Origin of the sequence: Mesorhizobium argentiipisi (SeqCode), from assembly GCF_037179585.1 — a bacterium.
In the GTDB taxonomy this organism is placed as follows: Bacteria; Pseudomonadota; Alphaproteobacteria; order Rhizobiales; family Rhizobiaceae; genus Mesorhizobium; species Mesorhizobium argentiipisi.
The window spans coordinates 397,809-412,836 of sequence record NZ_JAPYKO010000002.1; the positions used below are offsets into that span (position 1 = coordinate 397,809).

General features: G+C 64.4%; 15 protein-coding genes. 5 read left to right on the forward strand and 10 right to left on the reverse strand.

Annotated features, from left to right (window positions below; translation table 11 throughout):
* Nucleotides 1–6 precede the first annotated feature (6 nt).
* The 5 genes from O7A05_RS04835 to O7A05_RS04855 form a co-directional block, all read right to left on the reverse strand.
* Nucleotides 7–1,065: an ABC transporter permease gene (locus tag O7A05_RS04835; RefSeq protein ID WP_337091830.1), complete on the reverse strand. Its 1,059-nt coding sequence runs from the start codon at nucleotides 1,063–1,065 to the stop codon at nucleotides 7–9.
* Nucleotides 1,065–1,853: an ATP-binding cassette domain-containing protein gene (locus tag O7A05_RS04840; protein WP_337091832.1), complete on the reverse strand. Its 789-nt coding sequence runs from the start codon at nucleotides 1,851–1,853 to the stop codon at nucleotides 1,065–1,067. The genes O7A05_RS04835 and O7A05_RS04840 overlap by 1 nt, the downstream gene beginning before the upstream one ends.
* A gap of 76 nt (nucleotides 1,854–1,929) precedes the next feature.
* Entirely contained in the window at nucleotides 1,930–2,943 is a 1,014-nt protein-coding gene (locus O7A05_RS04845) for a substrate-binding domain-containing protein (protein ID WP_337091833.1), read from the reverse strand.
* Nucleotides 2,944–3,053: 110 nt separating this feature from the next.
* Nucleotides 3,054–3,962 (reverse strand): sugar phosphate isomerase/epimerase family protein, encoded by a 909-nt coding sequence (locus tag O7A05_RS04850; RefSeq protein ID WP_337091834.1) that lies wholly within the window; start codon nucleotides 3,960–3,962, stop codon nucleotides 3,054–3,056.
* Entirely contained in the window at nucleotides 3,959–4,990 is a 1,032-nt protein-coding gene (locus O7A05_RS04855; protein ID WP_337091835.1) for a Gfo/Idh/MocA family protein, read from the reverse strand. Before O7A05_RS04855 ends, O7A05_RS04850 begins: the two co-directional genes overlap by 4 nt.
* A gap of 196 nt (nucleotides 4,991–5,186) precedes the next feature.
* Between O7A05_RS04855 and O7A05_RS04860 the strand changes: the two genes are divergently transcribed.
* The 3 genes from O7A05_RS04860 to O7A05_RS04870 all read left to right on the forward strand — a co-directional run bounded on the left by O7A05_RS04860 (nucleotide 5,187) and on the right by O7A05_RS04870 (nucleotide 9,553).
* Entirely contained in the window at nucleotides 5,187–6,212 is a 1,026-nt protein-coding gene (locus tag O7A05_RS04860) for a LacI family DNA-binding transcriptional regulator (protein WP_337091836.1), read from the forward strand.
* A 279-nt stretch (nucleotides 6,213–6,491) separates the two neighbouring features.
* Nucleotides 6,492–7,973, forward strand: a complete 1,482-nt coding sequence (locus tag O7A05_RS04865) for an esterase-like activity of phytase family protein (protein ID WP_337091837.1) — start codon at nucleotides 6,492–6,494, stop codon at nucleotides 7,971–7,973.
* A 107-nt stretch (nucleotides 7,974–8,080) separates the two neighbouring features.
* A complete protein-coding gene (locus O7A05_RS04870; RefSeq protein WP_337091838.1) occupies nucleotides 8,081–9,553 on the forward strand; it encodes an MATE family efflux transporter in 1,473 nt (490 codons plus the stop codon).
* 30 nt (nucleotides 9,554–9,583) lie between these two features.
* Here the strand turns inward: O7A05_RS04870 and O7A05_RS04875 are convergent, their stop codons facing one another.
* Nucleotides 9,584–10,792, reverse strand: a complete 1,209-nt coding sequence (locus O7A05_RS04875; protein ID WP_337091839.1) for an MFS transporter — start codon at nucleotides 10,790–10,792, stop codon at nucleotides 9,584–9,586.
* A 135-nt stretch (nucleotides 10,793–10,927) separates the two neighbouring features.
* Between O7A05_RS04875 and O7A05_RS04880 the strand changes: the two genes are divergently transcribed.
* On the forward strand, nucleotides 10,928–11,503 hold the full coding sequence (locus O7A05_RS04880; RefSeq protein WP_337091840.1) for a TMEM175 family protein: 576 nt from the start codon (nucleotides 10,928–10,930) through the stop codon (nucleotides 11,501–11,503).
* A gap of 3 nt (nucleotides 11,504–11,506) precedes the next feature.
* On the opposite strand, the gene O7A05_RS04885 is transcribed toward O7A05_RS04880, so the two are convergent.
* Complete coding sequence (locus tag O7A05_RS04885) at nucleotides 11,507–11,788, reverse strand: hypothetical protein (protein ID WP_224516465.1); 282 nt, start codon at nucleotides 11,786–11,788, stop codon at nucleotides 11,507–11,509.
* Nucleotides 11,789–11,976: 188 nt separating this feature from the next.
* On the opposite strand from O7A05_RS04885, the gene O7A05_RS04890 reads away from it, so the two are divergent.
* The gene (locus O7A05_RS04890; RefSeq protein ID WP_337091841.1) at nucleotides 11,977–12,843 is read left to right on the forward strand and encodes an SDR family NAD(P)-dependent oxidoreductase; all 867 of its coding nucleotides are present in this window, start codon (nucleotides 11,977–11,979) and stop codon (nucleotides 12,841–12,843) included.
* 8 nt (nucleotides 12,844–12,851) lie between these two features.
* Here the strand turns inward: O7A05_RS04890 and O7A05_RS04895 are convergent, their stop codons facing one another.
* The 3 genes from O7A05_RS04895 to O7A05_RS04905 all read right to left on the reverse strand — a co-directional run bounded on the left by O7A05_RS04895 (nucleotide 12,852) and on the right by O7A05_RS04905 (nucleotide 14,809).
* Nucleotides 12,852–13,346, reverse strand: a complete 495-nt coding sequence (locus tag O7A05_RS04895; protein WP_181174725.1) for a low affinity iron permease family protein — start codon at nucleotides 13,344–13,346, stop codon at nucleotides 12,852–12,854.
* A 298-nt stretch (nucleotides 13,347–13,644) separates the two neighbouring features.
* Nucleotides 13,645–14,313, reverse strand: a complete 669-nt coding sequence (locus O7A05_RS04900) for a DapH/DapD/GlmU-related protein (protein ID WP_337091842.1) — start codon at nucleotides 14,311–14,313, stop codon at nucleotides 13,645–13,647.
* A gap of 67 nt (nucleotides 14,314–14,380) precedes the next feature.
* Nucleotides 14,381–14,809 (reverse strand): CreA family protein, encoded by a 429-nt coding sequence (locus O7A05_RS04905; protein WP_224549666.1) that lies wholly within the window; start codon nucleotides 14,807–14,809, stop codon nucleotides 14,381–14,383.
* Between the last annotated feature and the right edge of the window lie 219 nt (nucleotides 14,810–15,028).

Genomic DNA, 15,028 nt, shown 5'->3' on the forward strand with positions numbered 1-15,028 from the left:
GCCTCCTCACCTGTACCTTGCCTGGTTCCATTTGTGGCCGAGCAGCGACAGGATGATGATCAGCCCGTTGAAGAACTGGACGTAGAAGCCGCTCAGGCCCGCCGCGACAACCCCGGTCTGGATGAACGACACGGTGACCGCACCGATCGCGCCGCCAACCACCGTGCCGATGCCGCCCCAGGTCGGCGTGCCGCCGACGAACACCGAGGCCAGCACCGGCAACAGATAGCCGTCGCCCGCCGTCGGCCACCAGGTGAAATTGATCATCACCGAGAAGGTGCCGGCGATCGCTGCGCCAATCCCGACGAAGACGAACACTTTCACCCGAACCCATTTGACGTCGATGCCCATCTGCCTTGCGCTGTCAGGATTGTCGCCGACCACCTTCACCTGCGCGCCGAAGCGGTGGCGGTTGTAGAGCAGCGCCGAGAAGACGACGAAGGCGATCGCCCAGAAGATCTGCACGGGGATGCCCCAGAGCTGGCTGGAGAAGATCGCGTAGGCCGAGCTGTCGGCAAGACCGGTCAGCGCCGTCGACTTGCCTTCGTTGATGATCTGGATCAGCCCGCGCAGCAGGAAATTCATGCCGAGCGTGGCGATCAGCGACGACAGCCCGCCATAGACGACCAGCGAGCCGACCAGGAAGCCGAGCAGCGTGCCGGTAACGAGCGCCGCCGCAATGCCGAGGAACGGATCGTAGCCGGCCTGCACCACCAGCGCGAAGACCCAGGAGGCGAAGCCCATCGTCGCTGGGAACGACAGGTCGATCTCCCCGCAGGTGACGACGAAGACCAGCGGCACCACCACGAACAGCGCGACGGGAAGCGTCGTCAGCACGGAACTATAGAGGTACCAGGTGGTGAAGACGGTCGGGTTGGCGATGATGAACACCGACATCATGACGATGAACACGGCAAGGGTGCCCAGCGATGCGCGATTGTCAATGACGAAGCCGCGCAGCCAGTGGTTGGACGGATGGCTCCATTCCTTGGCTGGCTTTTTGGCTACCTGGCCGCTTGTTCTTCCCAGAGGAGTCTGCAGATCGGGTTCCATCGCCTTGCTCATCACGCTCTCTGCTCCGCATCGTCGTGCAGCCCCGGCAACCCGCCGGGATGCGCCACGTCTTCCATGAAGTTGATGAGATCCTCGGCCGACTTGACTTCGGTGCGGTCGGCCGTCAGCGCCACCTTGCCGCGGTCGAGCACGACGAAGCGGTCGGCGATATCGAAGACATGGTGGATGTTGTGGCCGATGAACAGGATCGAGCGGCCGCTCGCCCGGACCTGGCGCACGAAATGGAAGACCTTGGCGGTCTCGGTCAGCGACAGCGCCGTCGTCGGCTCGTCGAGGATGATCAGCTCCGCCTGCTTGTAGATGGCGCGCGCGATCGCGACGCCCTGGCGCTCGCCGCCCGAAAGCTGGCCGACAATCGAATGCGGCGTGAACACTTTTGAGGTGAAGCCGATCTCGCGCATCAGCCGGGTCGCCTCCTCGATCTCCTTATTGACCTTCAGCCAGCCCATGAAGCTGGTGAGCTCGCGGCCCATAAAGATGTTGCGCACGATCGTCTGCTGCACGGCCAGCGCCCGGTCCTGGAACACGGTCTCGATGCCGGCGTCGCGCGAGCGCGCCGCGCTCCATCCGCTGACCGGCTTGCCGCGCACCAGGATCTCGCCGCTGGTCGGCTTGACCACGCCGGACAGGATCTTGATCAACGTCGACTTGCCGGCGCCGTTGTCGCCGATCAGGCCGACCACCTCGCCGCGGTCGACGCTGAGGTCGACGCCGCCGAGCGCATAGACCTGGCCATAGGATTTCTTGATGTCGCGCAGTTCGATGATGCGTTCGCTCATGCGATCCTCGCTGGAATTGTCTGTCTGCCGGTCATCTCGCCGGCCGGGCAATAATCCCGGCCGGCGGCTTGGGAGGTCAACGCAATGCCTGCTTGGCCAGCTCGGAGACAATCTCGTAATTCTGCGGCGTGACGAAGCCGGCGCCAGTGTCGACATTCATCGGCGCCAACCCCAGCACCACTTGCTGGCAGAGGCTGAGGATCGGCAGGTAGCCCTGCAGGAATGGCTGCTGGTCGGCCGTCAGCTGGACCCAGCCGCCCTTGAAGCCTTCGACGATCTGCGGACTGGTGTCGAAGCCGAAATTGAAGATCTCGCCCGGCTTCCTGCCTGCCGCCTGCATATAGGTCGCGACATTGCCGAGCATCTGGCCGCCGGGATAGCCGACCGCCTTGACGTCGGGGTGGTTGAGCAGTGCCGCCGTGATCACCGGAATGGCGAGGTTCGGATCGGACGCCCATTCGCCGCTCGGTGGCGAGGACAACTGGATCACCTCGACGCCCGCCTCCTTTAGGGCCGCGACAGTGCCGCGCTCGCGCGCGCCGCGGTTCTCGTTCTCGAACGGACCGATCATGATCGCCTTGTCACCCGCCTTGAGCTTGCCGAGCTTGAACGCCTCGGCGCCGAGCGCGCGGCCCTGCTGCTCCTGCTGCGCGCCGACATAGCCGCCGCCGAACGCCGCCACCACCTTCGGCACCGGAACGTTCTGGTACATCATCTTGATGCCGTCCTTATGCGCCTGTTCGGCCAGCGGCATGATCGCGGCATCGCCCGGATGGCCCATCATGGCGATGCCCTGCGGCTTGACCGCGACCGCCTCGCGCAATTGCTGCACCATCTTCTCGACGTCCCATTGCGAGAAGATGTAGTCGACCTTCGGCCCGAGATCGGCGGCCGCCTGCTTGGCGCCATTATAGACGATGGTGCCGAAGGCATCGCCCTCGGCGCCGCCAACGAAGAAGCGGATATGCACGTCCTTGCACCATTGCGCGTCCAGCGCTTGTGCCGGCAAGGTGGAGATCGAGGCGCAGAGCGCCGTGGCAGCCGCCACGACGGTCGAGCGCAGAACAGTCCTTCTGGTCGTCATGCTCATGCACGTTCCTCCCTTTTGATCCCTCGCATCGGAGGGTTTTCGACAATGGCTCGGCGCGGCGCGCCGCAGTGCTGGCCGGCTCCTCCCGCCGGCCAATCCTCAATTTGGCCTCAAGCCGGATTTGGCAGGTAGCTGGACCCTCCCCGGCATTGCTTCAGATAGTCGAGCGCACGCGCCTGTCCGGTGATCTCAAGGTCGCCGCGATAGACCGGATCGTGCCAGCCCTCGATGTCGATGGCGCCCTTGTAGCCGGCCAGCCGCAACTCGCTGATCACCCGCGTCCAGTCGCTGTCGCCGAAGCCCGGCGTGCGCATCTGCACAAAAGGCAGACGCCCGAACACACCATGCTCGCGGATGACGTCCCAGCGCACGGTCGCGTCCTTGCCGTGGACGTGGAAGATGCGCGGCGCCCATTTGCGGATCTGCGGTATCGGTTCGATGAGATAAACGAGCTGGTGGCAAGGTTCCCATTCAAGGCCGAGATTATCGTCCGGCAACTCGTTGAACATCAGCTCCCAGGCGTCCGGGTTATGCGCGATATTCCAGTCGCCGCTCGCCCAGTTGCCGTCCATGGCGCAGTTCTCGAAGGCGATGCGCACGCCCTTGTCGGCGGCGCGTTTCGCCAACGGCCCCCAGACCTCGCGGAAGCGTGGGAGGCTGTCGGTCAGCTTCTTGCCGCGGATGCGGCCGGTGAAGCCGCTGACCACGGACGTCCCAAACAGATGCGCATTGTCGATCACCGTCTCCCAAGCCGCCAGCACACCGCGATCGACCTCTCCATTCTCGAGCGGATTGCCGAACACGCCGATCGACGACACGGTGACGTCGGCATCGCCGATCGCTTCGCGGATTTCGCCAGCCAGGCGCTTCAGGTCCTTGCCGCCCAGCGTCTGCCAGAAGAAAGGCTGGATGCTTTCGAAGCCGAGCGGCAGGATCTGCCTGACATAGGCGGCCGGGTCGTCGAGATTGGCCCGCACCATGGTGCCGATCCTGATGTCGAGAAGCGGGTTTGGCATCATTGTGCTTCCTTGGCGATTGCCACGCGCCGCCCGCTCTCCGCGCTCTCGATCGCGCCGAAGACCATGGCCAGGCTTTTGATGTTGTCGGCGCCGCGCGTCTCCGGCTCGGCGCCGGTCTCGATCGCGTGCATGAAATCCTGGATGATGCCGAGATGGCCGCCGACGCGGTCGGTCGGATCGAGCGGCGGCACTTCGATCGGCATCGTCTTGTCGATGATGCCGTCGCGGCCGGACGCAACCACCTCCGCCTTGAGCCCCTCATGGCCGTCCCACAGCACGCTGCCGCGCTCGGCGACGATGCGCCAGCTGCCTTCCCAACTGGTGCGAAAACCGTCCGCGCACCAGGAGCCGGCATAGGTGAACACCTTGCCGCCGCCGAGGTCGAAGACCGCGCTCGCCGATGAGCCCTGCCGGTACCAGGAATTGGCCGGCTCCCATTCCTGGCAGTAGACGCTGGCCGGTTCGCCGGCGACCATGTAGCGCGCGGCGTCGAAGGTGTGGATCGCCATGTCGAGCAGCAGCACGTGGCGCATCTCCTCGCGAAAGCCGCCGAAATGCGGCGCGACGAAGAAGTCGGAATGGATGCTGGTCGGCTTGCCGATGGCGCCGGAGTCGAGGAACCGCCTGATGCGCCTGACATCGGCGACATAGCGCCGGTTCTGGACGACGGCATGGACGAGCCTGGCCTTGCGCGCCGCTTCGACGATGGCGCGCGCATTGTCCGGGCTGTCGGCCAGCGGCTTTTCGGTGAGCAAATGGCAATGATGGGCAAAGGCAGAAAGCGCGACCTCGCGGCGGGCCGCCGGGACCACGACATCGAATACGGCATCGGGCTTCGTCTCATCGAGAACGGCGTCGAGGCTGGTGCCGATCACTGCATTGGAGAGCCCGTACTCGCGCGCCCTCGCTTGCGCCCGGTCGGCATCGAGATCGACAAGACCGGCAATGGCAAGCCCGTCGATCCGCCTTGCGGCATCGAGCCAATGCTTGCTCATGGCTCCGCACCCGACCAGGACGACCTTCATCATCCAGCGCTCCTCCTCGGCTCGGCCCCTCCAGGCCGAGTGTCACGGCGTCCACGGCATCACCGTAAACGTATTTCCGTAAACGTTTACGAGAACACACCCGATGGCGTAGAATGTCAATCGGCTGCTTGTCGAAAATTATACCGAAGCCTTGGCCTGAGCGGCAGCCGGTGCTAGCCAAGGCAGGGGAGAATCGTCCTTGGCGTCCAGCATTCACGACCTTGCGCGTCACCTGAACATCTCGATCGGCACCGTGTCGCGGGCGCTGAACGGCCGCGCCGACGTCAATGCCGACACACGCCAGCGCGTGCTGGAAGCCGCAAGAGAGCTGAACTATTCGCCCAACCAGTCCGGCCGAAGCCTCAGGCAAGGCGCCACCCGCTCAATCGCCTTCATGCTGCAGCCGCATCCGGGCGACCAGGAATATGGCGAGCCCTTCTTCATCCCGTTTTTGACCGGCTTGCAGGCGCGGCTCGCCGAAAGCGGGCTCGACCTGATCGTGGTGATGGGCGCGCCTGGCGACTACCAGCAGGAGCGCCTGCGCCGCGTCGTCGAGACCCGCCGCGCCGACGCCGTGGTGCTGGCGTGGACGCGGCGCGAGGACGAACGCATCGACTACCTGACCGAGCGAGGCTTTCCCTTCGCAACGCTCGGCCGCAGTCGCTCGGGCGACAGCTCCTACCCTTCCCTCGATCTCGATTTCGAGAAGGCGGGCAGCGATGCGGTCGACCGGCTGGTCGCGCGCGGCCACCGCCGCATTGCCGCCATCCGCCCTTCGCTTGATCTCAACTTCGGCTACCTGTTCCTCGACGGCTATCGCAAGGCGCTGAAGCGGCACGGCATCGAGGTTGACCCCGGCTTGATCGCCGACGGCTTCATCAATGAGGCCGGCGGCTATCAGGTGACGCCGCGCGTCATGCTGTCGAAGGACAGGCCGACGGCCATCATCTTCAACAATGACGCCATGGCGCTCGGCGGCTGCAAGGCACTGGCCGAGATGGGCATCCGGCCCGGCCACGACATCGCCGTGACCGTCATCGTCGACACGCCGCTCTGCCGCTATTTCTCGCCGGCGCTGACAGCCTTCCGTCCCTCGCTGGAGCCGATGGGCCGGAGGCTGGCCGAGATGCTGCTCGCCTCCCTTCCCGCCTTCGCCGGTCCCGAAGGCACACGCATCATCCACGAGGTTTGGCCGCTGGAGCTGGTCGTTCGGGAGAGCGATTGAGCGGAGGCGCTTTCCCTTCTCCCCTTGCGGGAGAAGGTGTCGCCGAAGGCGACGGATGAGGGGTGTTCCAGATGGCACCCGCGTCACACTCCGCTGGAACACCCCTCATCCGTCTCGGCGCTACGCGCCGATCCACCTTCTCCCACAAGGGGAGAAGGAAACTGTCACGCAACCATCACGTTCACGTCCTAGACCGCTCGACGGCTAGGGCTGGCCGCATCGTCGATGCCGCGCCCTTTTGAGCCAATGGCCGCTCTGCTCGTCAAGAAGGGGATATCGATGAAACACCTCAACCGAACCGTCGCGCTCGGCGCGGCGCTTGCCCTGTTCACCGGCATGACGCCGGCGCTTGCCGACAGCGTCGCCTATGTCAACAAGGGGTTGGTCGGCGTCGGCCGCATTCCGGCGAGCCAGAAGGACAAGTTCGGCGAGACTTTCGGTTCGGGTTCCGGCATGGCGATCGACGCCAAGTCCTGGGCGCGCGACGGCGCGGGCTACAAGGGGTCGCTCTGGCTGCTGCCGGATCGCGGCTACAATGTTGTCGGCACCACCGATTATCGCCCGCGCCTCAACACGGTCTCGATCGAGCTGACCCCGACCGCTCCCGGCGCGGCGCCCGCCGTCGGACAGGAACAGACCGGCGTCAAAGCGACGCTCGCCGACACGATGCTCTTGACCGACGACAAGGGCGCCCATGCCACCGGCCTCGATCCGCTGAACGGCGTGCGCGAAGCTGCCGGCGATATGCCAATCCTGCCGCAGGCCGAAAACGGCAAGCTGGCGCTGGACGACGAAGCGATCGTGCGCCTGCCCGACGGCACGATGTTCATCTCCGACGAATATGGTCCCAACATCTACCGCTTCTCGGCCGAAGGCCGCTTGATGTCGGCGACGCAGCCGCCCGCGGCGCTGGTGCCGATGCGCCACGGCAAGCCGAACTTCGCTTCCGACAATTCCGGCCCGGGCGCCGCCGAACCTGATCCGAAGGATCCCGAGACCGGCCGCCAGAACAACCAGGGCCTCGAAGGCATGTCAATGACGCCGGACGGCAAGTTCCTGATTGCCGTGCTGCAGTCGGCGCCCCGCCAGGACGGCGGCGATTCCGGCTCGACGCGCCAGAACACCCGCGCGCTGGTCTATGACGCCTCCGACCTTGCCCATCTCAAGCTGGCGCATGAATATGTCGTGGCGCTGCCGATCTTCAAGGATGCCAAAGGCAAGACCAAGGTGGCCGCGCAGAGCGAGATCGTCGCGGTGTCCGACAAGAGCTTCCTGATGCTGGCGCGCGACTCTGGCAACGGCCAGGGTCTCAAGGGCGACGAGTCGGTCTACCGCAAGATCGAGATCGTCGATCTCTCCGCAGCTACCGACATCGCCAACGGCCCGTTCGACGCCGCCGACAAGCCGGTCGCGCCGAAGGGCGTGCTCGACCCGTCGGTGACGCCGGCCAAGCTGACCTCCTTCATCGACATCAACGACAAGGGCGAGCTTGGCCGCTTCGGCCTGCACAATGGCGCGCCGAACGACAGGAACAACCTGTCGGAGAAGTGGGAAGCAATGTCGCTGGTTTCCGGGCTCGATCCGAAGCTGCCCGACGACTATTTCCTGTTCGTCGCCAACGACAACGATTTCCTGACTCAGGATGGGTTCCAGGTCGGCGCTTCGTACAAGGCCGACGACGGCGCCGATGTCGACACCACATTCCTGGTCTATCAGGTCACCCTGCCCGGACTGTCTGGGAACAGCCTCGCCGCGAACTAGTTCTGCTTCGGTCATATGCCCGAGCGGCATGCGGCCGAGCGCGGAAGGGATGCATGAGCATCAGGCCTGCGATAGCATCGCGGGCCTGATTCATTTTCGGTGCTGCCATGGATGACGAAAAGCCCGCCCGCCGGCGGACTCACGACCTGACCAGCGGCCCTATCCCGCGCACGCTGCTGTTGTTCGCCCTGCCCGTGCTGGGCTCCAACGTGCTGCAGTCGCTCAACGGTTCCATCAATGCGGTCTGGGTCGGCCGCTTCCTCGGCGAGGCCGCGCTGACGGCGACCTCCAACGCCAATCTGGTGCTGTTCCTCATCCTCGGCACCGTCTTCGGCATCGGCATGGCGGCGACCATCCTGGTGGCGCAATCGGTCGGCGCCCGCGACCTGCCCGAGGCGAAGCGCATTGTCGGCACCAGCGCCACCTTCTTCTTCCTCGTCTCGGTCGTGTTCGCCGTCTGCGGCTGGATCTGGGTCGACGCCATCCTGACCGGGCTCGGCACGCCGGGCGATGCCTTGCCTTTGGCGCGCGCCTATTTGCGCATCATCTTCGTCGCCGTGCCGATGATGAACCTTTTATCCTTCGTCATGACCGTGCTGCGCGGCGCCGGCGACTCGCGGACCCCGTTCGTCTTCATGGCGCTGGCGGTCGTGCTCGACGTCGTGCTCAATCCGCTGCTGATCCGCGGTATCGGCCCCTTCCCCGAGCTCGGCATCGCCGGCTCGGCGACATCGACGCTGATAGGCCAGACGGTCAGCGTGATTGCCATCCTGATCGTGCTTTATGTGCGCAAACACCCGCTGCGGCTGGCGGGCAGCGATCTCGCCTTGCTTCGGCCGGATCCGGCGCTGCTGCGCATCGTCGTCTTCAAGGGCATCCCGATGGGCCTGCAGATGATCGTCATCTCGGCCGCCGCGCTCACCGTGATGGGCATCGTCAACTCCTATGGATCGCAGGTTGCGGCCGCTTACGGCATCGCCGCGCAGCTCTGGACCTATATCCAGATGCCGGCTCTCGCGATCGGCGCCGCCGTCTCCTCGATGGCCGCGCAGAATGTCGGCGCCGGGCGCTGGGACCGCATCGGCAAGGTCGCGGCCTCAGGCATCGGCTTCAACCTGGTGCTGACCGGCGCGCTGGTGGCGCTGCTTTTCGTCTTCGACCGCGCCGTGCTCGGCCTTTTCCTCAGCAACGACAGCACCGCGATCGATATTGCCGCTCATATCAACAGGGTGGCGTCCTGGTCGTTCATCCTGTTCGGCATCACGATCGTGCTCTTCGCCACGGTGCGCGCCACCGGCGCCGTCATGCCGCCGCTCATCATCCTGATCATCTCGGTGTTGATCATTCGCACCGGCTTTGCCTATTCCATGCGCAGCGTCATCGGCCAGGAGGCGCTGTGGTGGAGCTTTCCGGCGGGCTCGATCGCCTCGCTGGTGCTCGCCGCCGCCTATTACCGTTTCGGCCGCTGGCGCACGATGCATATGATCGAGGACCGGCCGGCGGCCGGCGAGCCGCCCGACACCGGCCTCGGCGTGCCCCGCCAGCGCGCGCAGCTCCTGCCGGAGACGCCGAACGGCTAAATCCGTAACGACGGAAAAGGGTGAATACTCCTACCGCGCGTATTTGGCGCCGAAGCCAAGCGCTACCAAGGAGAAGACGACGATCATGCCGGCAAAGGCCAGGCTTGCCACAGTGGCGTTGGCCAAGCTCGACAAGACGCCGATGCCGATCACCGGCAGTGCGTTGCCGCAGAAACAGCAGATGAAGAAGGCCGAGACCATCTCGGCGCGGCGGTCGGCCGGCGCGATCTGATTCACCACCTGCAACCCACCGCGATAGCCGAGCGCCGCCGCTGCGCCGCAGACCGCCGTCGCGGCGATCATCAGCGCCATCGAAGCATAGACCTGCGCGGCGACGACCAACGCCACGGCCGGGATCATCAGCGCCAGCGCCGCAAGCATGGTGGAGCGGGCGGACAGCCATGCGGTGCCGACAATGGTCACTGCTGCGACGATCGACAGCTCGAAGAACAGGCCACCGGCCTCGGCGTGATTGGCGACATGCAGCTGCTGTGCCAGGATGCTGGGCGCCAGCGCCGCGTAGAGACCGACCAACGCCATCGCGCCGAAGCCGGTCACGGCAGGGGCCACGAATTGCGCGCGGATATTGTCGGGCACCGAGAGCCTCGGCCGCAGCGAGACGTCCGAGAAGCGTCCGCGATTGGAGACCGTCTCCTGCGTGCGCCAGATCAGCACGGTGACCAGCGCAAGCAGCGCCAGATAGACCGCAAATGTCAGCCTGAGCGGCCAAGGCGCATATTGGGCGAGCAGCCCTGCCATGAGCGCGCCGACCCCGAGACCGATGAAGTTGGTGCTGGTGGCGATGACGGCGGCGCGCGACTTGTCCTTGCCTTCGATCAGCTCGGCAAGCCAGGCGGTGCCCGCCCCCGCGCCGACGCCGATGCCGAGGCCGCTCAGAATGCGGGCAATGTCGAGCCAGGCGAGGTTTTTGGCGAAGAGGAAAAACAGCGCGCTGACCACGGCAACACCCATCGCGGCGAGCGCGGCAGGGCGGCGGCCGACGACATCGGACACCCGGCCGAAAAACAGCAGCGCCGCCAGATTGCCGACGACGTAGACGGCATAGACCAGCGTCAGCGTGACCTGCGAGAAGCCGAAGGCTTGCTTGTAGATCACGTAAAGCGGGGTCAGCGCGGTGCTGCCGGCAAAAAGTGCTGCGATCATGGCGGCGACGGCGGTCATCGCGGCGCCCCCGCCAAGCTCATGGTCACGCGTCATGGTTTGAGCGTAGCTGGTCATGGCGATCTCCAGGGTTGCAAGCCCAACGCCTATATAATGGCGCTGTTCCAGCTACCGGACGCCCTGCTGACAATCCTGACAGGATGGTCTTGGGCGAAATCCTCGCGTAGCTTTGTCAGCCGACGAGGAGGAACCATGGGGAAGGGACGGGTCGAGGCATTCACCGATGGCGTCGTCGCCATCATCATCACCATCATGGTGCTGGAGCTGAAAGTGCCGCAAGGCGAGGATTTCTCAACGCTTGTGCCGCTGTGGCCGGTCTTCTTCTGCTATGTGCTGTCCTTCATCAATGTCGGCATCTACTGGAACAATCTGCACAACATGTTCCACACCGTGCAGCGCGTCGATGGACGCGTGCTGTGGGCCAATCTGAACCTCTTGTTCTGGCTGTCGCTGATGCCGGTGACCACCGCATTCATGGGAGAGAACCACTTCGCGCCTGCGCCGGTCGCCGTGTATGGCGTGGATCTCGCCCTCTGCGCCGTCGCCTACACCATCCTGGTCGTGAAGCTGCGCCATCTGCACGGCGCCGACACGACTTTTGCCAAAGCTATCGGGCGGGACAGGAAGGGCAAGATCTCGCTGACGCTCTACATCGCCGCAGTCCTGCTCAGCTTCATCAACCAGTGGATCAGCGTGGCGATCTACGTGCTTGTAGCGACCATCTGGTTTGTACCCGATAAACGCTTCGAGAGACTGATCGAAAAATAGAATTTACTTCCGCATCGCCTTCAGCTTTTCCGCCACTGAGGCGGCAAGGTCGGCATAGCGTTCCTCCAGGCGCTCGGCTGCCTTGATGATCGGGAAGTCGTGGCCGAACTTCTCCAGCGCCAGCCGCAGCTTCTCGGCGAAATCCGCCTGCTTCTCCAGCGCCGCAAACAGTGTTTTCACCTGCGCCTCGCTGATGTCGGGATTGGCAAGCATCTCCGGCACCTCGCGACTCATCTGATCGCCGTCGGCGGTTTGCTCCTTCAGAATTTCGATCCAGTCGCTCAAATGTCGAACTCCTTTTCAGGACAACATGCGCGGCAGGCGCCGCCATGGTCAACCCGTTGCGGCTGTCGCCGTCAACCCATTGCGGCCATCACCGTCTCGTTGCGGCTGTCGCGGTGGGCGGACGAACCAGCCTTGCCTCGGCCGCGCCCGGCGTTAAGTTCGACCCTGACCGAACAAGGATGGAAATCATGACCAGCGACACCGAAATCCAGACCGCACTGCCCGCTTTCGCCGCTGGCAATGTCGCCGTCATCACCGGCGGCGCCAGCGGCATCGGCCTTGCCGCCGCGAAACGGTACGCGGCGATGGGCATGAAAGTGGTGCTTGCCGACATCGGCGGCATGCGCCTCGACCAGGCGAAGCAGGCGGTTGCCGCGATCGCCGGCGAGGATGCCGTCCTCCCAATCCCGACAGATGTTTCCAAGGCGGAAGAAGTCGATCGGCTGGCGGACCTCGCTTACGGCGCCTTCGGTGCGGTGTCGGTGCTGATGAACAATGCCGGCGTCGGCAACAATCCGGGCAAGCCCTGGGAGAACCGCGACGCTTGGAAGCGGCTGCTGGACATCAATTTCTGGGGCGTCGTGCACGGCGTCGAGGCCTTCGCCCCGCGCATGCTTGCCGCCGGAAGGCCGGGTCTCATCATCAACACCGGCTCCAAGCAGGGCATCACCACGCCGCCCGGCAATCTCGCCTACAACGTCTCCAAGGCCGGCGTGAAGACTTTTACCGAAGGGCTGGCGCATGCGCTGCGCAACGAGCCTGGCGCGAAAGTGTCGGCGCATCTGCTGATCCCCGGTTTCACCTATACCGGCCTGACCGAAGGCGCGACGGAAAAGCCTGCCGGCGCCTGGACCGGCGAGCAGGTGATCGACTTCATGCTGACATCCCTGATGGACGACGACTTCTACATACTGTGCCCCGACAACGAAGTGACGCGGCCGATCGACGAAAAGCGGATGGCCTGGGCGATGGGAGACATCATCGAAAACCGCCCTGCCCTGTCGCGCTGGCATCCCGATCACAAGGATGCCTTCGCGGCCTTCATGAACCGCTGACGGCCCTCTCAAGCCGCGGCTTTCTTCTTGGAGGCGTTCTTCCCGGCCGCGGTCTTCTTTGTGGCCGCGCCGGCGGTCTTCGGCGCATGCTTGGTACCGTTCTTTCCGGCGACCGCCTTCTTGGCTGCCTTTTCGGCGATCTCGCTGTCATGCCGTTTTGCCGCCGCCTCGCATTTCGAGCGGATCTCCTCGACCTCGGATTCCGTCAGGTGTTCGATGCCGATGAAATGATTATGGGCGCGGCTGACCCTGATCAGTTCGTCCAGCTTGGCCTGGATCGCAGCGCCGTCGCGATTTTGCGTGTTCTGGATCAGGAACACCATCAGGAAGGTGATGATGGTGGTGCCGGTGTTGATGACCAGTTGCCAGGTATCCGAGAATCCGAAGAGCGGTCCACTCAACGCCCATACAACCACGATCGCCACACAGATGGCGAAGGTGGGCGGCAGGCCCGCCAGATGTGCCACCTGGTTGGCTATCCGCGTAAAAACTTTCTCGATCATGCAAGTCCCTCGAACCGTGGATGTGCTGGCATTTGCGAAGAAACAGGCTGCCGCCCGCTCCGGTTCCGCGGGATCGAATTTTCGTGCCGACATGTGCACGCAATCGGCTACACGCAGAAAGCGCAGTTTCGCGAAAAAACACCTTATCCGTTTGTTTGCAATAGTGCCGGTGCAGGCCGAAAGCCTGTTCCTTCCGCTTCACGGCGGTTTACCTCCAGCCCCTTCCGCTGCGCCACCCCCGCATGGCGGAAGGGGCGTTTATTTGCGAGAGTGGAAGGGATCGGTCAGACAGCGCCGGTCATGTGCTCGACGGCGTTCTGCCCGTGTCAATGAGCGTTTCTTCCCATCGGTCGAGAAAGGCTTCGATCGGCATGGCCTGCATGTCGGGGATTGCGCTCGCCAGTTTCTCGGGCGCCCAGTCCCACCAGGCGAGGGCTTCGATGCGCGCCGCGACTGCGGCGGAGAACCGCGCGCGCAGCGGCCTTGCCGGAACGCCTGCGACCATCGTGTAGGGCGCGACGTCATGCGTCACCACGGCATTGGCGCCGATGACGGCGCCGTTGCCGATCGCGACGCCCGGCATGATGACCGCGCCATGGCCGATCCAGACATCGTGGCCGACACTGACCGATTTTGCCTGCCGGCGCGCACGAAATTCGGTGTCGACGCCCAGCCAGCGGAAATACTCGTTCGGCCGGTAGCTGACCTTGTGCTGCGTCAGCCGCTCGATCGGATGCTCGAGCGCATTGATGCGGCTGTTGGCGGCGACCGAGCAGAATTTGCCGATCGTCGTGTAGATCGCCTCGCAATGGCGTTCGAAATAGGAAAAGTCGCCGACGCTCACCTCGCGCAGGATCACCCGCTCGCCGATCGAGGCATAGCGGCCGAGCTTGCATCCCTTCAGTTCCGCGGTCGGATGGATGCGCGGCTCGGCGTCCTTGAGGATGAGGTTTTCAGGACGATCCATGAAGCGGCTTTACGCCGGCGGGGGATTGCCCGCAAGCGTGACCTGTCCCCGGCAAGCCTGTCGGAGCCTATTGCGGCTTGCCTTTGGCCCACACCACGTTCTGGCCGTAAAGCGGCACGGTCGTGACCGACATCTTCGCCGAGCCGTTCTGCACCTGGCGCGAATGCGACAGATAGATCAGCGTCTCGTTCTTCTTGTCGTAGATGCGGTTCACCACCTGCTTCTTCCAGATCAGGCTGAGGCCTTGCTTGAACACCTCCTCGCCGCCCTCGCCCATGTCGATGTCGCCGATGGTGATCGGCCCGGTCTGGCGGCAGGAGATCGAGGAATCGGAGGGGTCCTCGAACCAGTTGCCTTTGTGCAGCCGGTCGATGATGCTGCGGTCGAAATAGGCGACATGGCAAGTGACGCCGTCGACCTTCGGATCCTTGATAGCGTCGACCATGATGTCGTTGCCGACCCAGTCCACACCCACTTTACCCACTTCGTCAGCCATGGCCGCGCCGGCGCTCAGGGCAAGACAGGCGGCGAACAAGCCGATCAGTTTTCGCAAGGAAGCCTCCTCGGTTCAGGTTTGCCGATGTCAGGTGGGACAGGATCGTGGCGTTTGCAAGCCGATCGGCCTGCCTGGCCGCTTGCGGCAACGCGACATCTTTGCGCGCCCGGCGCCGACCCGTTAAGACTGTCGCCAAACTGGCATCTGGCCAAAGCAATG

Excerpts from the sequence above, each read along its gene's own strand:
- O7A05_RS04870 (WP_337091838.1), top strand. The coding sequence starts at position 8,081 with ATGGATGACGAAAAGCCCGCCCGCCGGCGGACTCACGACCTGACCAGC.
- O7A05_RS04840 (WP_337091832.1), bottom strand. The coding sequence starts at position 1,853 with ATGAGCGAACGCATCATCGAACTGCGCGACATCAAGAAATCCTATGGC.
- O7A05_RS04835 (WP_337091830.1), bottom strand. The coding sequence starts at position 1,065 with ATGAGCAAGGCGATGGAACCCGATCTGCAGACTCCTCTGGGAAGAACA.
- O7A05_RS04905 (WP_224549666.1), bottom strand. The coding sequence starts at position 14,809 with ATGGCTGACGAAGTGGGTAAAGTGGGTGTGGACTGGGTCGGCAACGAC.
- O7A05_RS04900 (WP_337091842.1), bottom strand. The coding sequence starts at position 14,313 with ATGGATCGTCCTGAAAACCTCATCCTCAAGGACGCCGAGCCGCGCATC.
- O7A05_RS04850 (WP_337091834.1), bottom strand. The coding sequence starts at position 3,962 with ATGATGCCAAACCCGCTTCTCGACATCAGGATCGGCACCATGGTGCGG.
- O7A05_RS04855 (WP_337091835.1), bottom strand. The coding sequence starts at position 4,990 with ATGATGAAGGTCGTCCTGGTCGGGTGCGGAGCCATGAGCAAGCATTGG.
- O7A05_RS04875 (WP_337091839.1), bottom strand. The coding sequence starts at position 10,792 with ATGACCAGCTACGCTCAAACCATGACGCGTGACCATGAGCTTGGCGGG.
- O7A05_RS04845 (WP_337091833.1), bottom strand. The coding sequence starts at position 2,943 with ATGAGCATGACGACCAGAAGGACTGTTCTGCGCTCGACCGTCGTGGCG.
- O7A05_RS04890 (WP_337091841.1), top strand. The coding sequence starts at position 11,977 with ATGACCAGCGACACCGAAATCCAGACCGCACTGCCCGCTTTCGCCGCT.
- O7A05_RS04880 (WP_337091840.1), top strand. The coding sequence starts at position 10,928 with ATGGGGAAGGGACGGGTCGAGGCATTCACCGATGGCGTCGTCGCCATC.
- O7A05_RS04895 (WP_181174725.1), bottom strand. The coding sequence starts at position 13,346 with ATGATCGAGAAAGTTTTTACGCGGATAGCCAACCAGGTGGCACATCTG.
- O7A05_RS04865 (WP_337091837.1), top strand. The coding sequence starts at position 6,492 with ATGAAACACCTCAACCGAACCGTCGCGCTCGGCGCGGCGCTTGCCCTG.